14 protein-coding genes and 1 riboswitch are annotated in these 14,646 nt (G+C 45.6%); of the genes, 11 read left to right on the top strand and 3 right to left on the bottom strand.

Annotated elements, in window-relative coordinates:
* The first annotated feature begins 85 nt into the window (after positions 1-85).
* The 8 genes from MHI51_RS22355 to metE all read left to right on the top strand — a co-directional run bounded on the left by MHI51_RS22355 (position 86) and on the right by metE (position 9,502).
* A complete protein-coding gene (locus MHI51_RS22355; RefSeq protein ID WP_405173267.1) occupies positions 86-538 on the top strand; it encodes a hypothetical protein in 453 nt (150 codons plus the stop codon).
* A 162-nt stretch (positions 539-700) separates the two neighbouring features.
* Entirely contained in the window at positions 701-1,402 is a 702-nt protein-coding gene (locus tag MHI51_RS22350) for a response regulator transcription factor (protein ID WP_076218901.1), read from the top strand.
* Complete coding sequence (locus MHI51_RS22345) at positions 1,399-2,406, top strand: sensor histidine kinase (RefSeq protein ID WP_405173266.1); 1,008 nt, start codon at positions 1,399-1,401, stop codon at positions 2,404-2,406. The genes MHI51_RS22350 and MHI51_RS22345 overlap by 4 nt, the downstream gene beginning before the upstream one ends.
* Positions 2,407-2,491: 85 nt before the next feature.
* Positions 2,492-3,262, top strand: coding sequence for an ABC transporter ATP-binding protein (locus MHI51_RS22340; RefSeq protein ID WP_076184196.1), 771 nt, complete (start codon positions 2,492-2,494; stop codon positions 3,260-3,262).
* Positions 3,237-5,186 (top strand): FtsX-like permease family protein, encoded by a 1,950-nt coding sequence (locus MHI51_RS22335; protein ID WP_341003412.1) that lies wholly within the window; start codon positions 3,237-3,239, stop codon positions 5,184-5,186. Before MHI51_RS22340 ends, MHI51_RS22335 begins: the two co-directional genes overlap by 26 nt.
* Before the next feature lie 17 nt (positions 5,187-5,203).
* Entirely contained in the window at positions 5,204-5,827 is a 624-nt protein-coding gene (locus tag MHI51_RS22330; RefSeq protein WP_076218903.1) for a DedA family protein, read from the top strand.
* 50 nt (positions 5,828-5,877) lie between these two features.
* Complete coding sequence (locus MHI51_RS22325; protein WP_076184194.1) at positions 5,878-6,738, top strand: undecaprenyl-diphosphate phosphatase; 861 nt, start codon at positions 5,878-5,880, stop codon at positions 6,736-6,738.
* A 99-nt stretch (positions 6,739-6,837) separates the two neighbouring features.
* Positions 6,838-7,044, top strand: a riboswitch (cobalamin riboswitch).
* A gap of 154 nt (positions 7,045-7,198) precedes the next feature.
* Positions 7,199-9,502 (top strand): 5-methyltetrahydropteroyltriglutamate--homocysteine S-methyltransferase, encoded by a 2,304-nt coding sequence (metE, locus tag MHI51_RS22320; protein ID WP_405173265.1) that lies wholly within the window; start codon positions 7,199-7,201, stop codon positions 9,500-9,502.
* Positions 9,503-9,642: 140 nt separating this feature from the next.
* Here the strand turns inward: metE and MHI51_RS22315 are convergent, their stop codons facing one another.
* Positions 9,643-9,795: a DUF1540 domain-containing protein gene (locus tag MHI51_RS22315; protein ID WP_076098619.1), complete on the bottom strand. Its 153-nt coding sequence runs from the start codon at positions 9,793-9,795 to the stop codon at positions 9,643-9,645.
* A gap of 428 nt (positions 9,796-10,223) precedes the next feature.
* On the opposite strand from MHI51_RS22315, the gene MHI51_RS22310 reads away from it, so the two are divergent.
* Positions 10,224-11,339, top strand: a complete 1,116-nt coding sequence (locus tag MHI51_RS22310) for a DUF4349 domain-containing protein (protein ID WP_341003410.1) — start codon at positions 10,224-10,226, stop codon at positions 11,337-11,339.
* A 92-nt stretch (positions 11,340-11,431) separates the two neighbouring features.
* Here MHI51_RS22310 and msrA read toward each other — a convergent pair whose 3' ends face one another.
* Entirely contained in the window at positions 11,432-12,418 is a 987-nt protein-coding gene (gene msrA, locus MHI51_RS22305; RefSeq protein ID WP_038572566.1) for a peptide-methionine (S)-S-oxide reductase MsrA, read from the bottom strand.
* Positions 12,419-12,516: 98 nt separating this feature from the next.
* Complete coding sequence (locus tag MHI51_RS22300; protein WP_076193058.1) at positions 12,517-13,137, bottom strand: TVP38/TMEM64 family protein; 621 nt, start codon at positions 13,135-13,137, stop codon at positions 12,517-12,519.
* A gap of 166 nt (positions 13,138-13,303) precedes the next feature.
* On the opposite strand from MHI51_RS22300, the gene MHI51_RS22295 reads away from it, so the two are divergent.
* Both MHI51_RS22295 and MHI51_RS22290 read left to right on the top strand, forming a co-directional pair.
* Positions 13,304-14,236, top strand: coding sequence for a Gfo/Idh/MocA family protein (locus MHI51_RS22295; RefSeq protein ID WP_370510707.1), 933 nt, complete (start codon positions 13,304-13,306; stop codon positions 14,234-14,236).
* A gap of 23 nt (positions 14,237-14,259) precedes the next feature.
* A complete protein-coding gene (locus MHI51_RS22290) occupies positions 14,260-14,583 on the top strand; it encodes a hypothetical protein (RefSeq protein WP_076184188.1) in 324 nt (107 codons plus the stop codon).
* Positions 14,584-14,646: the final 63 nt, after the last annotated feature.

Genomic DNA, 14,646 nt, shown 5'->3' with positions numbered 1-14,646 from the left:
TTGATAACTATATAATACCAGCTCATGAGTAGCTGGTTCAGGTATGATGTGTTCAACACTATTTCGTACTTTGGAGGAATGTATATTGGTAATGGACGTGGAATTTGGCAAGGAAATTGAGAGTGCCATTAGTTGGGCTAAGGAGCGGCTGGGGTCGCAGGAGTATCCGCTGCGTTGTCTTGCTTTTGTTGAAGATGCCTATGAAAGAAGCAATGGAATTGAAATGTGGGGAGGCAGCGATGCACGCGAATCCGCAGAGCTGTACGATGCGCACAAGAATACCGGGGCTCCGCCAGCTGGCGCGTTTGTTTTTTATGCTTGCTCAGGGTTGGTAGACGGTGAGCTTAAGGATTGGGGGCATGTAGCTTTGGCCTTTGGGAATGGCGAGGCCATTCATGCCTGGGATATAGTTAGGATAGATCACTACATGGAAATTTGCCATCTGCAAGCTGCTCCGGGCTGGAGCCAACCAGAACTTATCGGCTGGGCACCTGTAGAGAGAGTTCTTGCCGGGATTCAGAAGAAACAATGGGACTAGTTGATATCCTTAAACCTAACTTATCCAAGAACCTAGAAGGTGCCGTAAACAGGAGCTTCATGGGTTCTTTTTTCTTCCTTCCGATTTGACTAACCCTATGCACGGTGTATATATTATTTGGCAGACCCCCTTATATTGTTAAGGCTGGACCGGAGGCATGATATGTTCAAAATATTTATTATAGAAGATGACCGTGGACTTGTGGCTTTGCTGCAGGATTATTTACATAAGTTTGGATATGAAACGCAGGCGGTGAGTGATTTTGAGCAGGTCCGCACTCAGTTTGAGGCGTTCACGCCACATCTGGTACTCCTTGATGTTAATTTGCCAAAATACGATGGTTATTACTGGTGCCGCCAGATTCGCGGAATTTCAACCTGCCCTATTCTTTTTATATCTGCCCGCGATGGCAAAATGGACCAAGTAATGGCACTGGAAAATGGAGCGGACGATTATATCACTAAGCCTTTTGATTACGAAATCGCGATGGCCAAAATCAAAAGTCAGCTGCGGCGCGCCTACGGCACCTATGCCGGTGGGAATAATGAACGCACACTAAACGTTGCCGGAATGACGCTGGATGTAGAGCGGCTAATCCTTACCCGAGGCGAAGCTAAAGTGGACTTAAGCCACACGGAAGCCAAGATACTAGATGAGCTAATGCAAAAATCAGGAGTCATCGTTACCCGGGACAGGCTGCTCGAAAAAATCTGGGATGATCAAGCCTTCGTGGATGAAAATACCTTAAATGTATATGTTACACGTGTACGCAAAAAACTTGCCGCTCTCGCTATCACAGATGGACTACAAACCGTGCGCGGTCAAGGCTATCGTTTGATTCCGAATTGGGGGGATGAGGAATGAAGTTGTTATTACGGGAACAGTTCCCCCTGATTGTGGTCTATCTAGCCCAGCTAGTCCTGATCACATTAGTGTACCGGCTGGATGGAGGCAGCGGTCTGAATGTAAGTTTATATGCCGCGCTGCTCAGCACTTGTCTACTGATTGGCTACCTCGCTTACCGTTACGTCACCAATCGCACGTTTTATGAACGTTTGGAGACTACGCCCTCCTCTCTCGATGAGGCAGGTGGCCCTACACAGGATTCTCCGCTAGCCGTAAGCTTGCGAGGTTTACTGGGGTCGCAATTCCGCCTCTACAAAAATGATTTGCACAGCTACCGCCACAAATTAGAAGAACATATTCACTTTATTAATCAATGGGTACATGGCATGAAGACGCCGTTGTCTGTCATTCATCTGATCATTCAGGATAAGGATGGCCCTCCTTTTACGGCAATTGGTGATGAACTGGATCGTCTGAAAAAAGGACTGGATACCGTGCTTTATACGGCCCGTCTGGATACTTTTGAGCACGATTTCTATGTGGAACGGCTGAATCTGGAGACCATTGTACGTGGTGTGACCTCTGAGCAGAAGCGGCTTTTTATTCGAAAAAGAGTATTTCCAGCTATACAAATAAATGAGCAGATTACCGTAACCACGGATGAAAAATGGCTCACTTTTGTCCTTACGCAGCTGATTACGAACGCTGTACGTTATACGACTGAAGAAGGCAAACATGTTTTTTTCCACGGGATGGTCACGGAAGATAAGCAGACTGTGCTTGAGATCCGGGATGAAGGAGTAGGCATACCAGCAGGAGATCTGCCGCGCGTGTTCGATGCATATTTTACCGGGGTGAATGGACGAACCTTTCAGGAATCTACGGGGATGGGTTTATATCTCGTGAAGCAGATCTGCGGCAAGCTTGGACATGAGGTGAGTATCCGTTCCGAAGAAGGAAGCGGGACCACCGTGCGGATTGTATTTAGGGAGCAGGATATAACAAACCTTACAAATGTGTAAGGGCATTGTAAGTTTCAGAAATAGCAACCTATGTGTACACTTTGTATAATGAAGGCAATCCAGTCGAAAGAAGGAGAGGTAACACTTGCCCATTCTAGATGTTCATAATTTATCAAAAATATATGAGGGTAAAGTGTCCACTCAGGCGCTGAATCATATCCGCTTTTCTGTAGAAAAGGGGGAGTTTGTTGGCATAATGGGTCCATCCGGGAGCGGGAAAACAACGCTGCTCAACACGATTGCCACCATCGACCAACCGACCTCTGGTCAGATTCTGATCAACGGCCGAGATCCTAATCTGCTTAGCAGAAAAGAAAAGGCGCTTTTTCGCCGTCATGAGCTAGGCTTCGTCTTTCAGCATTTTAATTTACTGGATACGCTCACTGTAGAGGAAAACATCGTATTACCTTTGACGCTTGCAGGTGCTCGTGTCCCAGAGATGGAGAGCAGGCTGAAAGAGGTCACTACCTTGCTTGGCATCGAACATTTGCTGAAGAAGCGCACGTACGAGGTCTCAGGCGGACAAATGCAGCGGGCGGCTATCGCCCGGGCGATGATTCATCGTCCATCGTTAATTTTGGCGGATGAGCCCACAGGCAATCTGGACTCCAAAGCCTCAGGGGAAGTCATGAATATGTTGACAGAGGTGAATAAGGAAGAAGGAGCTACGGTGCTGATGGTCACACATGACGCAGTGGCTGCAAGCTTTTGCAACCGGGTCATCTTTATTAAAGACGGACGTTTCTATAGTGAAATGTACAAGGGCAGTAATAGAGGCGCTTTCTTCCAAAGTATTATTGATATGCTGTCTCTGCTTGGGGGAACCAGCCATGACCTTTCGGCAATTCGCTTATAGGAATGTAACACGTAATAAACGCAAATATGCCGCTTATTTTGTCGTCAGTGCTTTTTCGGTGATGATCTTTTTCGTGTGCGCTTTGTTTATTTACCATCCGGATATTTCAAAGAGCTTAATTTATAGTACGGCGGCTCATACGATGATGGTGGCAGAGGCAATTATTTATGTCTTTTGTTCTTTGTTCGTACTCGTATCCGTTGGATCCTTCCTGCAGTCGCGCAAGATGGAGTTCGGAATTTTATTGATGCATGGAATGACGAAGAGACAGCTGAACACCATGGTTTTCCTGGAAAATATGATGATCGGCACCTCTGCCATCCTGACAGGTACCCTTCTCGGGTTACTTCTGGGCAAATTATTTTTGATGATCGGATCTACTTTTTTGGGAATTCCCCTGTTAACCTTTCATCTCCCATGGCAGGCACTTGTGCTTACGATTTGCAGCTTCGTGTTATTGTTTTTTCTGATATCGCTTTGCACCTTTGTTTTTATCGGCAATGAGTCACTGATGCGTCTGTTTCAGGGAGAGCGTAAGGCAGAAGAAGAACCCAAAGTATCCTTTGTATTATCTATTATTTCTGCTGTACTGCTGATCAGTGGTTATTATATGGCGGCTACTGCAAAAGCTGCTTCCGTAGAGAAAGTCATGTTTCCGGTCGTTGCGATTACGGTTATCGGGACGTATCTCTTTTATACCCAGCTAAGTATTTGTTTGGTTAAGCTGCTTAAGGACATTCGGCGCTTGTATTGGCATCGTACGAATATCATCACTTTATCCGGTTTGTCCTACCGCTGGAAAGAGAATGGCCGAATGTTTTTTATGGTGACGATTGTATCCGCAGTCTCCTTCACTTCCGTAGGGGTATTTGCATCGATACATACACTTTCCAGAGAGCTGAAATTGGATTATCCCGCAGCAGTGGGTTATGTAGCCAAAGGAAATCAGACGGGTGTACCCTTTGATCAGCATCTGAACGAAATTAAGGAAGAGCTCAAGACGCACGGACTCCCTTATGAAGCGCTTAGTATCCCGATTAAATATGCCGAGGTTGAGGCTCAGACTGGACCCGATCGCACTTTACGCCTTCCCTTGATTGCTTTCAGTGATTATAATCTCGCCCTGCAACGTGCAGGTTTCCCAACAGATGAGCATGCTCTGGTGGGCAACGAAGGTCTGGTGATGATTGGTTCACAGCGGGATCGCAGTTTAACAGAAGGCAGAGTAAAAGCGGTCTATTCCTTGCAGCACGGACTTGCCATTAAAGAAATAGGTTATACCGAGCAAGTTCCCATCGCCGAATATTTATTGCCGGAGCTGGATGGTAGAGATGGCGGGGATTTTAGTGGTGTCGTGATCAGTGATGAGCTCTACAGCGCTATTGATCCCGTGCAGACGGATCTTTATACAGGTTTTTATGTAGAGGATTTTCCACAGACGGTAGGTATTGCTGCTGATCTTGCCCATAAAGGCAAACAGTCCTATGAAAGTGATTCTCCGTATGCGATTGTGATCAGCGGCACGCTGTTTGAGCTTCAGAAAACATTGTATAACACAATGCTTTTTGCTTCCTTGCTGGTGGGTACTGTCTTTTTTATCGCGGCAGGCAGCTTTCTTTACTTCCGGTTATATACCGATCTTGATCATGATCGCAATCAATATTCCACTTTGTCCAAGATGGGGCTTACGGATAAAGAACTCAATCGAATAGTTACGATTCAGCTGTCTTTGTTGTTTTTTGTGCCGGTCGGAATAGCTATTTTACACAGTGTGTTTGCCTTTATTGCGCTTCAACGGTTGTTCTACTTATCTATCGCAACGGAGACAGGCGCGGTGTTACTCGGATATTTGGCTGCTCAAGGACTATACTTCTTTTTTATTCGCAGCCGCTATTTACGCAACCTGAAGAAGAACTTGATATGAGAAATGGGGGTAACAAGATGCAAGCATGGATTACAGATTTTATGGAGCAGTTTGGTTACTTCGGTATTTTTCTGATGCTGGCCTTTGAAAATATATTTCCACCAATTCCTTCAGAAGTGATCCTGCCCTTTGGAGGATTTATGACCACTACGACGAGCTTAACGATTCCTGGTGTAATCATTGCTGCCACGGCTGGATCACTACTGGGTGCAGTAATTCTCTATTATATTGGCCGATTATTGGATGTGAGCCGGTTAGAGAAACTGGTTGAACGCTGGGGTAGCCTAATTAGGGTCAGTAAAAAAGATATCCACAAGGCTGACGCCTGGTTTGATAAATATGGCTATTGGACTGTATTGTTTTGTCGGATGGTTCCGCTGGTCCGCAGTCTGATTTCGATTCCGGCGGGAATGTCGGGCATGAAATTTGGAGTATTTATGATCTTCACAACGATTGGCACATTGGGATGGAATTTGCTGCTTGTGCTTATTGGCGCGGCATTGGGCGAATCCTGGGAAGACATTGCCATGTACATGGATGTGTACTCCAATGTAGTCTATGTACTAATTGCTGGCGGATTAGTTATTCTTGGGTTTCTGTACTTCCGCAAACGCAGCCGGAGAATGAACACTGAGGGCTAAGCGGGTAGTGGACTGATAATAGAAATGACTATTAAAAAGGAGGGAAACACATGGAGCTATTAACGATTATTAAAGCCATTATTTTGGGGCTTGTTGAAGGTTTAACCGAATTTGCTCCAGTATCCTCCACGGGTCATATGATTATTGTTGATGATATGTGGCTGAAATCTCAGGAGTTATTTGGACAATATACGGCAAATACCTTCAAAGTAGTTATTCAACTGGGTTCAATATTAGCGGTTGTTGTGATTTTTAGAAATCGGTTCATTGATTTGTTAGGCTTAAAGCGTTTCAGCCGTAAGCAGTTGGATCCTGTAACAGAGGAGCTACCGCAGTTGGAGCAGGGCGGGCACCTCAAGCTGACTCAGGTTCTGGTAGGGTTAGTGCCTGCAGGTGTGTTAGGTGTTCTGTTTAATGATTATATTGATGAGCATTTATTCTCTACCTCAACAGTGTTAATTGGTCTAGTGATTGGGGCTGTATTAATGATTATTGCCGATCTGTTTGGGCCGAAGAAGATCAGAACTGAGAGTGTAGATCAGATTACATACAAACAGGCACTTGGTGTAGGTCTTGTACAGTGTTTTTCGTTATGGCCTGGATTTTCACGCTCGGGCTCGACGATTTCTGGTGGAGTACTCCTCGGGATGAGCCATCGTGCCGCTGCTGATTTTACTTTTATTATGGCAGTACCCATCATGGCAGGTGCCAGTCTGTTGTCACTGATGAAAAACTGGCAATATTTCACCATGGACGCGTTGCCGTTTTTTATTGCAGGCTTTATTAGTGCCTTCCTATTTGCGCTGTTATCGATGCGTTTCTTCTTAAAACTGATCAATCGTATCAAGCTCTTACCGTTTGCTATATACCGTATAATTCTTGCTGCTGTAGTATATTTCGTATTTTTCTAAGTCCGTTATAAGGAATCGATATAACAGAAGCCCCAGTAATCTATTGCAGATTGCTGGGGCTTTCACGTATGATGACATCAGATTAAGACACTCAAATGATGAATGATATCGGAGACAGGTGCTGACCGGAAAATAGTAATTCGGTAGGCTTAATAGGGAAATTCGGTTCGAAGCCGATGCGGTCCCGCCACTGTAACGGAAGAATCTCGAGCAACAGAGGTCACTGGCAATTTACTACTGCTGGGAAGACTGCTCAAGATGTTGACGCCGCTAGCCAGGAGACCTGCCTGTTTCAACAGCACTGCTTCACCTACGGAAGATAGGGAGGTGTTAGACGTTAACCATGGGTATATCATGGGCGTCTTTCCCTTTGACTTTTTTAGGGAAGGGCGCTCTTTTTTATAGGAAAGCAAGTAGCTTTGGAGTTTGAAATAAGAGATGGAAGAGGGAGTGTATCGAGATGACGAATAAAGTAAAAGTAAGTAATCTTGGATATCCGAGAATCGGAAAGAACCGCGAGTGGAAAAAGACACTGGAAGCCTACTGGCAGGGGAAAATAAATGAAGAGCAATTCCGCTCCGAAATGGCAGCAATTCAGCTGCAGCATTTGAAGACCCAGCAAGAGGCAGGAATTGAGCTTATTCCGGTGAATGATTTTACTTTTTATGACCATGTGTTGGATACGGCTGTTATGTTTGGAATTGTACCTCCACGGTACACGTATGATGGCGGCGACATCGGGATTGATCTTTATTTTGCAATGGCCCGTGGTAATGCTGAAGCTACTGCCTGTGAGATGACCAAATGGTTCAATACGAACTATCACTATATCGTTCCAGAGATCGGCACACAAACACCACGCCTGACTGAAAATAAACCTCTAGCGGCTTATCGTTTTGCTAAATCGCAGGCAGGGATTGAAGGTAAACCGGTACTTTTAGGTCTGTATACCTTCCTTAAGCTGTCCAAAGGTTACGCAGCGGCAGATATCGCCAAGATTGCTGCACGTTTTGTTCCAGTCTATGTTCAACTGCTACAGGAACTGAAGCAAGAAGGGGTAAGCTGGGTACAAATCGATGAGCCAGCGATTGTTACAGGCATAAGTAAAGAAGAATTAACACTGCTTAACTCGATATACACAGAAATTGCCGGCTCCGTGCCGGGCTTGAATATTATTTTACAGACGTATTTCGAAGCTGCTGAACCGTTGGAGGCACTTCTAGAGTTGCCTGTTCAAGGCTTGGGTCTTGACTTTGTGCACGATGGTGGAGCGAATCTGGCTTCTATCGAACGTCTTGGTTGGCCGAAGGACAAATGGCTGGGTGCCGGAATTATTGATGGACGGAACATCTGGCGTTCCGATTTAGACGCTAAGCTGCAACTGGTAGAAAAGCTCAGCGTTCATGTGCCGCTTGATCGTCTTATTCTTCAGCCTTCTTGCAGTCTGCTGCATGTCCCAGTCACCGTTCAAGGTGAGGTGAAGCTGAAGGCGACTGTTAAGAATGCGTTAGCGTTTGCCGATGAGAAGCTTGCAGAGCTTAGTCTGCTCGGAGCAGCCCTCGCAGATAAAGGAGAAGCTTCTAAAGCAGCGCTGGCCGCTAGTCGTGAAGCTATTGCAGCATTCCGTGCACTACCTGAGCGTGGCCGTAAGGATGTGGCGGAGCAAGTGCTTGCACTTGCAGCTTTGCCTGACCAACGCAGTTTGCCTTTTGCTGAACGCTTAAAGGTGCAGCAAGAGAAATGGCAGCTTCCACTTCTGCCAACCACTACAATTGGTAGCTTCCCGCAGACAGTAGAAGTGCGTCAGGCGAGATTGAAATGGCGTAAAGGGGTCTGGAATCAGGAGCGTTATGATGGATTTGTTCGTGAGCAGATCGCGGATGCAATTACCTTCCAAGAAAAGCTAGGTTTGGATGTTCTGGTCCACGGTGAGTTCGAGCGTACAGATATGGTGGAGTTTTTCGGAGAAAAGCTGGACGGATACTTGTTTACTAGTAATGGCTGGGTTCAATCCTACGGTTCCCGTTGCGTTAAGCCACCGGTGATCTACGCGGATGTTGCATTTATACAGCCTATGACTGTTAAAGAAAGTGTCTATGCACAATCGTTGACGAAGCTTCCGGTTAAAGGAATGTTGACGGGTCCTGTAACTATCCTCAATTGGTCATTTGTACGTGATGATCTCAGCCGGGAAGAGGTAGCCAATCAAATTGCTCTTGCCCTTCGCCATGAAGTAAAAGCGTTGGAAGATGCAGGCATCGAAATGATTCAAGTGGATGAGCCGGCTATACGTGAAGGACTTCCGCTTAAGGCAGAAGACCGTGAGCATTACCTGAACTGGGCAGTGAAGTCGTTCCGCGTTGCTACGAACCATGTGAAGGCTACGACACAAATTCATACGCATATGTGCTATAGCGAATTCAATGACATGATCGATTCCATATCGGCTATGGATGCTGATGTAATCTCCATTGAGACTTCACGTAGCCATGGGGAGCTGATTATCAGCTTTGAGGAGCAGGCCTATGATAAAGGAATCGGTCTTGGAGTGTATGACATCCATAGTCCGCGGGTTCCGGCTGTAGAAGAAATGACGGCGAATATCGATCGTGCGCTGCGGGTGCTGGACCCTGAACAATTCTGGATTAATCCGGATTGCGGTCTGAAAACACGTGGCTGGCAGGAGACAGAGGATGCACTACGTAACATGGTAAGAGCTGCTGCTATTGCGAGGGAAAAGTCAGGGGTTATTGCATCAAAATAGACATAAATAAATTAGAGCCAGGGTAATTTACCCTGGCTTTTTAGTTCACTTATTTTTTTATAATCAGCTACTTGATAATAATTCTCAATCTTGTTAGAATGAAAAAGAAGGAACCGTGGAGGGTCCCTTCAGGCATTTACTTATTTACTTTCGAAAGTTTTGCAATCTGTTTCTTCTGCGCGTTTTGGTTCTTGGGAGCTGTGGAAAGCTACGAAGATCGATTCAGCGCTGCATTTGTTCTCTTCTGCCCAGTGGGTGCAGGAGTTAACTTCACAAACTACGTCTTTTGCCATGAGGGTTCACCTCCCCTTTTAGTAATTGATAGTATCATTCAATGAACGGCTCTGTTCAGCAAGGTGGAGCTTGTCTCAACAAAGCCGTGTCACGCCCTCATTCATTATGAATAGAGGGTATTTGGCTTTTTTTACTAGGTTAGACGTGGTAATTGTACCAAATAATGAGTTTGTAAGCAAATGAGTTCTTTAACTTTCGGGTCACCCTCCCACATCAAAAATATGTCCAATAAGAGCCGCAGAAATGCGGCTTTTTGTGTATTCAACAAGAAAAACCAAAAGAAATTTACCGAAATTCCATATTCCAGTGCAACCTTCCAAGTTTTGGGGCGTTATAGAAATGAGAGACGGAAGAGATCTGTACAGAACATGACATTCCGTAACGTTACAATGCTAGGGATAACCACTACACTTTTGGAGGAATGAGAATGCGCAAATGGGGTCTGCATTACTTATGTTTATTAATTCTTGCGGTGGTATTGGCAGGTTGTGGCTCGGGTGATAACAATTCGGCGGCAGACAAATTAGCTGGTGACGGCGGAAATACGAGTAATTCTGCTGCAGCAACCACTGAGCAATCTTCGAAAGCTGCATTAGCGGATAAGAGCACCTCAGCAGAAGCTGAGACAGCAGCGGGAGGCAACGAAGCCCCAGTTGAAAAAGGTTTGACATCAGAGAACACGGATCAAGGGAACGCGGGATTCACGGGCAGTGATGTCGTGGAAGGATTGAACAAGAAGCTAATCTATCATGCCAATCTGACTATGGAAGTAGAAGATTACGGTAAAGCTCAGACTGAAATCCGCAACATGGTAACGATGGCTAAAGGATATATTATAGAGTTTAACGAAAACATGTCGCAATATGAGCAAGGAGGGACGTTTATCCTTAAGGTGCCTGCCTCCGGGTTCTCTCCTTTTCTGAATAATTTGGAAAAAGTAAAACACGAATCGCTACAGCGCAGTATTCAAGGTCAGGATGTCTCGGAGGAGTATGTTGATCTGGAGTCGCGTCTAAAGGCAAAGCAGTTAATGGAAGCTCAATACACAGAGTTTATGAAAAAAGCAACGAAATCAAGTGATCTGGTCGCCTTTGCAAACGAGCTTGGTTCGATTCAAGAAACGATTGAGCAGATCAAAGGCAGAATGCGATATATAGATCAGAACGTATCTTTTTCAACGGTAGAGCTTAGAGTGTACCAGACGGATGAGAGCTTAGCCGTGAAGGAAAAGGCAGAGCAAGGTCCATTGCTAGAACGGGCATCGGATGCTTTAAAAGGAAGCCTGAACGCACTATCTGTTATGTTTCAGTGGATTTTTGTAATTCTTGCAGGTGCATTGCCGATTCTAATCGGTGCGGGCATTATTTTAGTCATCGTTTGGTTTGCCCGCAAAAATATCCGTGCACGACGGGAGCAGCAGACCCAGCGGATACGGCAGGAAAATCGGGAACTGAACAAGGCGGTACTCCCTGGACCAGCAGAGCCAAAGGTGACAACCTCAATAAAGGATAAGAAAGCTAACGGGGACGAGAATAAAGAATAAGCTCCTATGAATTAAAAAGCCTCCAATTCATGGTATACCGTGAATTGGAGGCTTTTCTATAAGACAGTACAGTATTTCGCTTTTATCGAAGATTAGGCAGGCTGGAAGAGTACACGATACTCGCCATAGCCCTCTTTCTCCAGATCCTCTTTTGGTATAAAGCGCAGTGCCGCTGAATTAATGCAGTAGCGCAGGCCGTTTTCCCCTGGACCATCGTCGAAGACATGACCTAGATGGGAATCTGCTACTTTGCTGCGCACTTCTGTGCGAACCATCAAATGGCTGAGGTCCGTCTTTTCCTTCACGGCGTAATCGCGAATCGGACGTGTAAAGCTGGGCCAGCCACAACCGGAATCGTATTTATCCTGCGAACTGAATAATGCTTCACCAGATACGATATCTACATAAATGCCTTCTCCGTGGTGATCCCAAAAATCATTTCGGAAAGGTGACTCTGTAGCGCTATTCTGAGTGACTTCATATTGAAGTGGCGTCAGACGTTCTTTTAAGCTTAGTTTGTCTTCTTTATGTGTCCAGTGGGTTTCGATAAAATCCTCTCGGCCGGAACCCTTACGGTAACGTTTGTAGTGACCCGGGTTCTTACGATGGTAGCCCTGATGATATTCTTCGGCAGGATAGAAGGTTGCTGCCGGGAGGATCGGGGTAACAATCGGGCTAGCGAATCGGCCGCTTTCTTGCAAAGCTGCCTTGGAAGCCTCTGCTTGTTGCTTCTGTTCTTCAGAATGGGTGAAGATAGCCGTTCCGTAAGAGGTGCCGCGATCATGGAATTGTCCACCCGCATCGGTTGGGTCAATTTGCTGCCAGAATAACTCAAGCAGCTTGCTATAAGGGAAAATTTCTGGATTGAACGTAATTTGTACGGCTTCAACATGTCCTGTAGTTTCGGAGCATACCTCTTCATAGGTAGGATTCACTGTATGCCCGCCAGTATAGCCGGAGACGACACTAATAATGCCTGGCAATTCCTCGAACGGCGAGACCATGCACCAGAAGCATCCACCTGCAAAGGTTGCTTTTTCCGCCTTGGAATTTATATGGTTAGTCTGATGTTCACTCATTAATATCCCTCCATTCATGTAATGCAATTAAATAGATCACAATCTAATTATAAAGCAAATAACCACAGCCTGCCAGCTTCCGCCAAATAAGCTCTCTGTTACCTAGTGTTTTTTACTTCCTGTGAACTGTAACGAAAGCTTAGTCCGGCTATAATAAGCACAATGGCATAAACAATAATGGCTATAATCGCATTACCTGGGTTCTGGAACAGTTGATCCCCAAGGAAGGCATACAAGGCGATGCCTGGGATTTTTCCAATAGCTGAGGCAGCAAGATAACCCCAGAAGGGCAGTCCGGCTGCTCCGGCATAGATGTTAACTGCTGTCTGCGGGATAATCGGCAAGAGACGTGCTAAGACAATAGAAGCAAAGGGCCGCCGTTCTATGCCTTTTGTGAATTTTTCGAGTAGGGGAATAGAAGTCAGATAAGCTCTCGCTTGATCTTGAAATAAGAATTTCACTACGCCAAAAAGGAATGCGGCAGCAAGGGTTGTAGCTACCCAGCAAATTAAAGCACCTGCCAAACTTCCGTATGCATAACCAAAAAATCCGATGACCGCTTTGTACGGTACAACTGGAAAGAGAGCCAGTAAAGTTGCGATCCCTATAGAGCTGAAAAGATTATGATCCTCTTTCATCCAGCTAAGGATGTCATATCTGTAGATAAACGCAAGGATTGTGCCCGAAACATAAAGAATAATCGAGAACCATTTTCTCATAGCTAATATACCCTTTCTTCCACTCATTCATCTCATCATACGGGATAAAAAGTAAATATTGAAGTGTAGATCATTGTCGGCGGACGCCAAGCAGGTATAATAGCATTTATAGAGAACAAAGAGAGAGATAAATTCTTGAATTATAAAGAGGGGAGTTAGATCATTGATTGTTTCTGCACGCAAAAGAGTCGCCATCATCGGGATTGGAAATATCGCCCGCAAAGTATATTTGCCACTGCTCTCTCAGCATGGACAAGTTGAGGTAGTGGGGGTTCTCAGTCACTCATCCACAACAGTAGAGCAAGCTGTTAAAGCCTACCGTTTTCCTAAAGGTACGACAAATTTGGACGAGCTGTTGTCTTGGGATCTGGATGCAGTATTTGTGCATAGCCCAACGACGACCCATTATGATATAGTAACAAAATGTCTCGAACATGGGATTTCGGTGTATGTAGATAAGCCGCTGTCCTATGATCTGGAAGAATCCAGAAGGATGGCAGAACTGGCAGAAAATAAAGGGCTGCTGCTAGGCGTGGGCTTTAATCGGCGTTTTGCCCCAATGTATGTCACTGCCAAGAGTTGGCTCGAGGAAGCCGGAGGCATTAGCCATTGCCACGCGATTAAACATCGCACGAAGCTGCAGTTAGGCAGCAGCCGTGAGACTGTGCATGACGACTTGATTCATATGCTTGATCTGCTGTTATGGTTATGTGGAGATCAGTATGAGCTGCTTCGCAGTAATCTTCAATCCAATGGAGAGGGGCGACTTGTGCAGGCATCTGGAATGCTGGGTTGGGAGCAAGGCTCAGTGGGGATGTATAGCATGCTTCGTGAGGCGGGTGTTGATTTGGAGAAGCTGGAGCTGCACGGTAATGGACGTTCGGTGGAAGTGGCAGATCTGGACCAAGCCATCCTATATGAAAAAAATGCTTTGCCACGGACCCAGAGCTTTGGAAGCTGGGATACGGTGCTGGATAGAAGAGGTTTTGGTGGAGTGGTAGATCATTTCCTGAACAATATAAATACACCAGAGTTATGCAGTATTGCTGCTTCAGCAGTTCTGCCTAGTCATAGATTGGCAGCTCAGCTTGCTGAATGATGTCTCTAAGAAAGGAGTAAATTATGGAAGACAACCGTAAATTAGTGGAGGAACAAATCATCGAAAGCTATAAGCGTGAGGAAGAGATGATGATCCTTGTATTCGCCCAGTGGTGCGTGAATCAAGGACTCGACCCGCACAGTTTGTATTTGCAGGCTTATCCACAGCAAGAAGGGAATGAAGCCTTGCGAAAAGCGCTTGCCCTAACGGTTTCAGCGGAGGAAGCAGGGGATATTTCTGATGACACAGTTCTGGGCGTACTCTCCTTATTCGGAAATGATGACTTGGCGCAAATCGTGACAGAAGCGATCTCTAAAAGGGAATCTAAAGCACATACAGGGGATTGACAACGAGGATATAATGATAATGTCAGATGAACTTTTTTTAGTAAACGATGTTCATCAGGGATG

This window comes from Paenibacillus sp. FSL H8-0260 (genome assembly GCF_045040625.1).
Taxonomy (GTDB): domain Bacteria; phylum Bacillota; class Bacilli; order Paenibacillales; family Paenibacillaceae; genus Paenibacillus_AQ; species Paenibacillus_AQ odorifer.
Note: the sequence above shows the minus strand (reverse complement) of the source record. Positions and strands in the feature narration are given on the sequence as shown.

Bases quoted from the DNA above. Each gene is read 5' to 3' on its own strand.
- MHI51_RS22330 (WP_076218903.1), top strand. From the start codon at position 5,204: ATGCAAGCATGGATTACAGATTTTATGGAGCAGTTTGGTTACTTCGGT.
- MHI51_RS22350 (WP_076218901.1), top strand. From the start codon at position 701: ATGTTCAAAATATTTATTATAGAAGATGACCGTGGACTTGTGGCTTTG.
- MHI51_RS22315 (WP_076098619.1), bottom strand. From the start codon at position 9,795: ATGGCAAAAGACGTAGTTTGTGAAGTTAACTCCTGCACCCACTGGGCA.
- MHI51_RS22345 (WP_405173266.1), top strand. From the start codon at position 1,399: ATGAAGTTGTTATTACGGGAACAGTTCCCCCTGATTGTGGTCTATCTA.
- msrA (WP_038572566.1), bottom strand. From the start codon at position 12,418: ATGAGTGAACATCAGACTAACCATATAAATTCCAAGGCGGAAAAAGCA.
- metE (WP_405173265.1), top strand. From the start codon at position 7,199: ATGACGAATAAAGTAAAAGTAAGTAATCTTGGATATCCGAGAATCGGA.
- MHI51_RS22325 (WP_076184194.1), top strand. From the start codon at position 5,878: ATGGAGCTATTAACGATTATTAAAGCCATTATTTTGGGGCTTGTTGAA.
- MHI51_RS22310 (WP_341003410.1), top strand. From the start codon at position 10,224: ATGCGCAAATGGGGTCTGCATTACTTATGTTTATTAATTCTTGCGGTG.
- MHI51_RS22300 (WP_076193058.1), bottom strand. From the start codon at position 13,137: ATGAGAAAATGGTTCTCGATTATTCTTTATGTTTCGGGCACAATCCTT.
- MHI51_RS22290 (WP_076184188.1), top strand. From the start codon at position 14,260: ATGGAAGACAACCGTAAATTAGTGGAGGAACAAATCATCGAAAGCTAT.
- MHI51_RS22335 (WP_341003412.1), top strand. From the start codon at position 3,237: ATGACCTTTCGGCAATTCGCTTATAGGAATGTAACACGTAATAAACGC.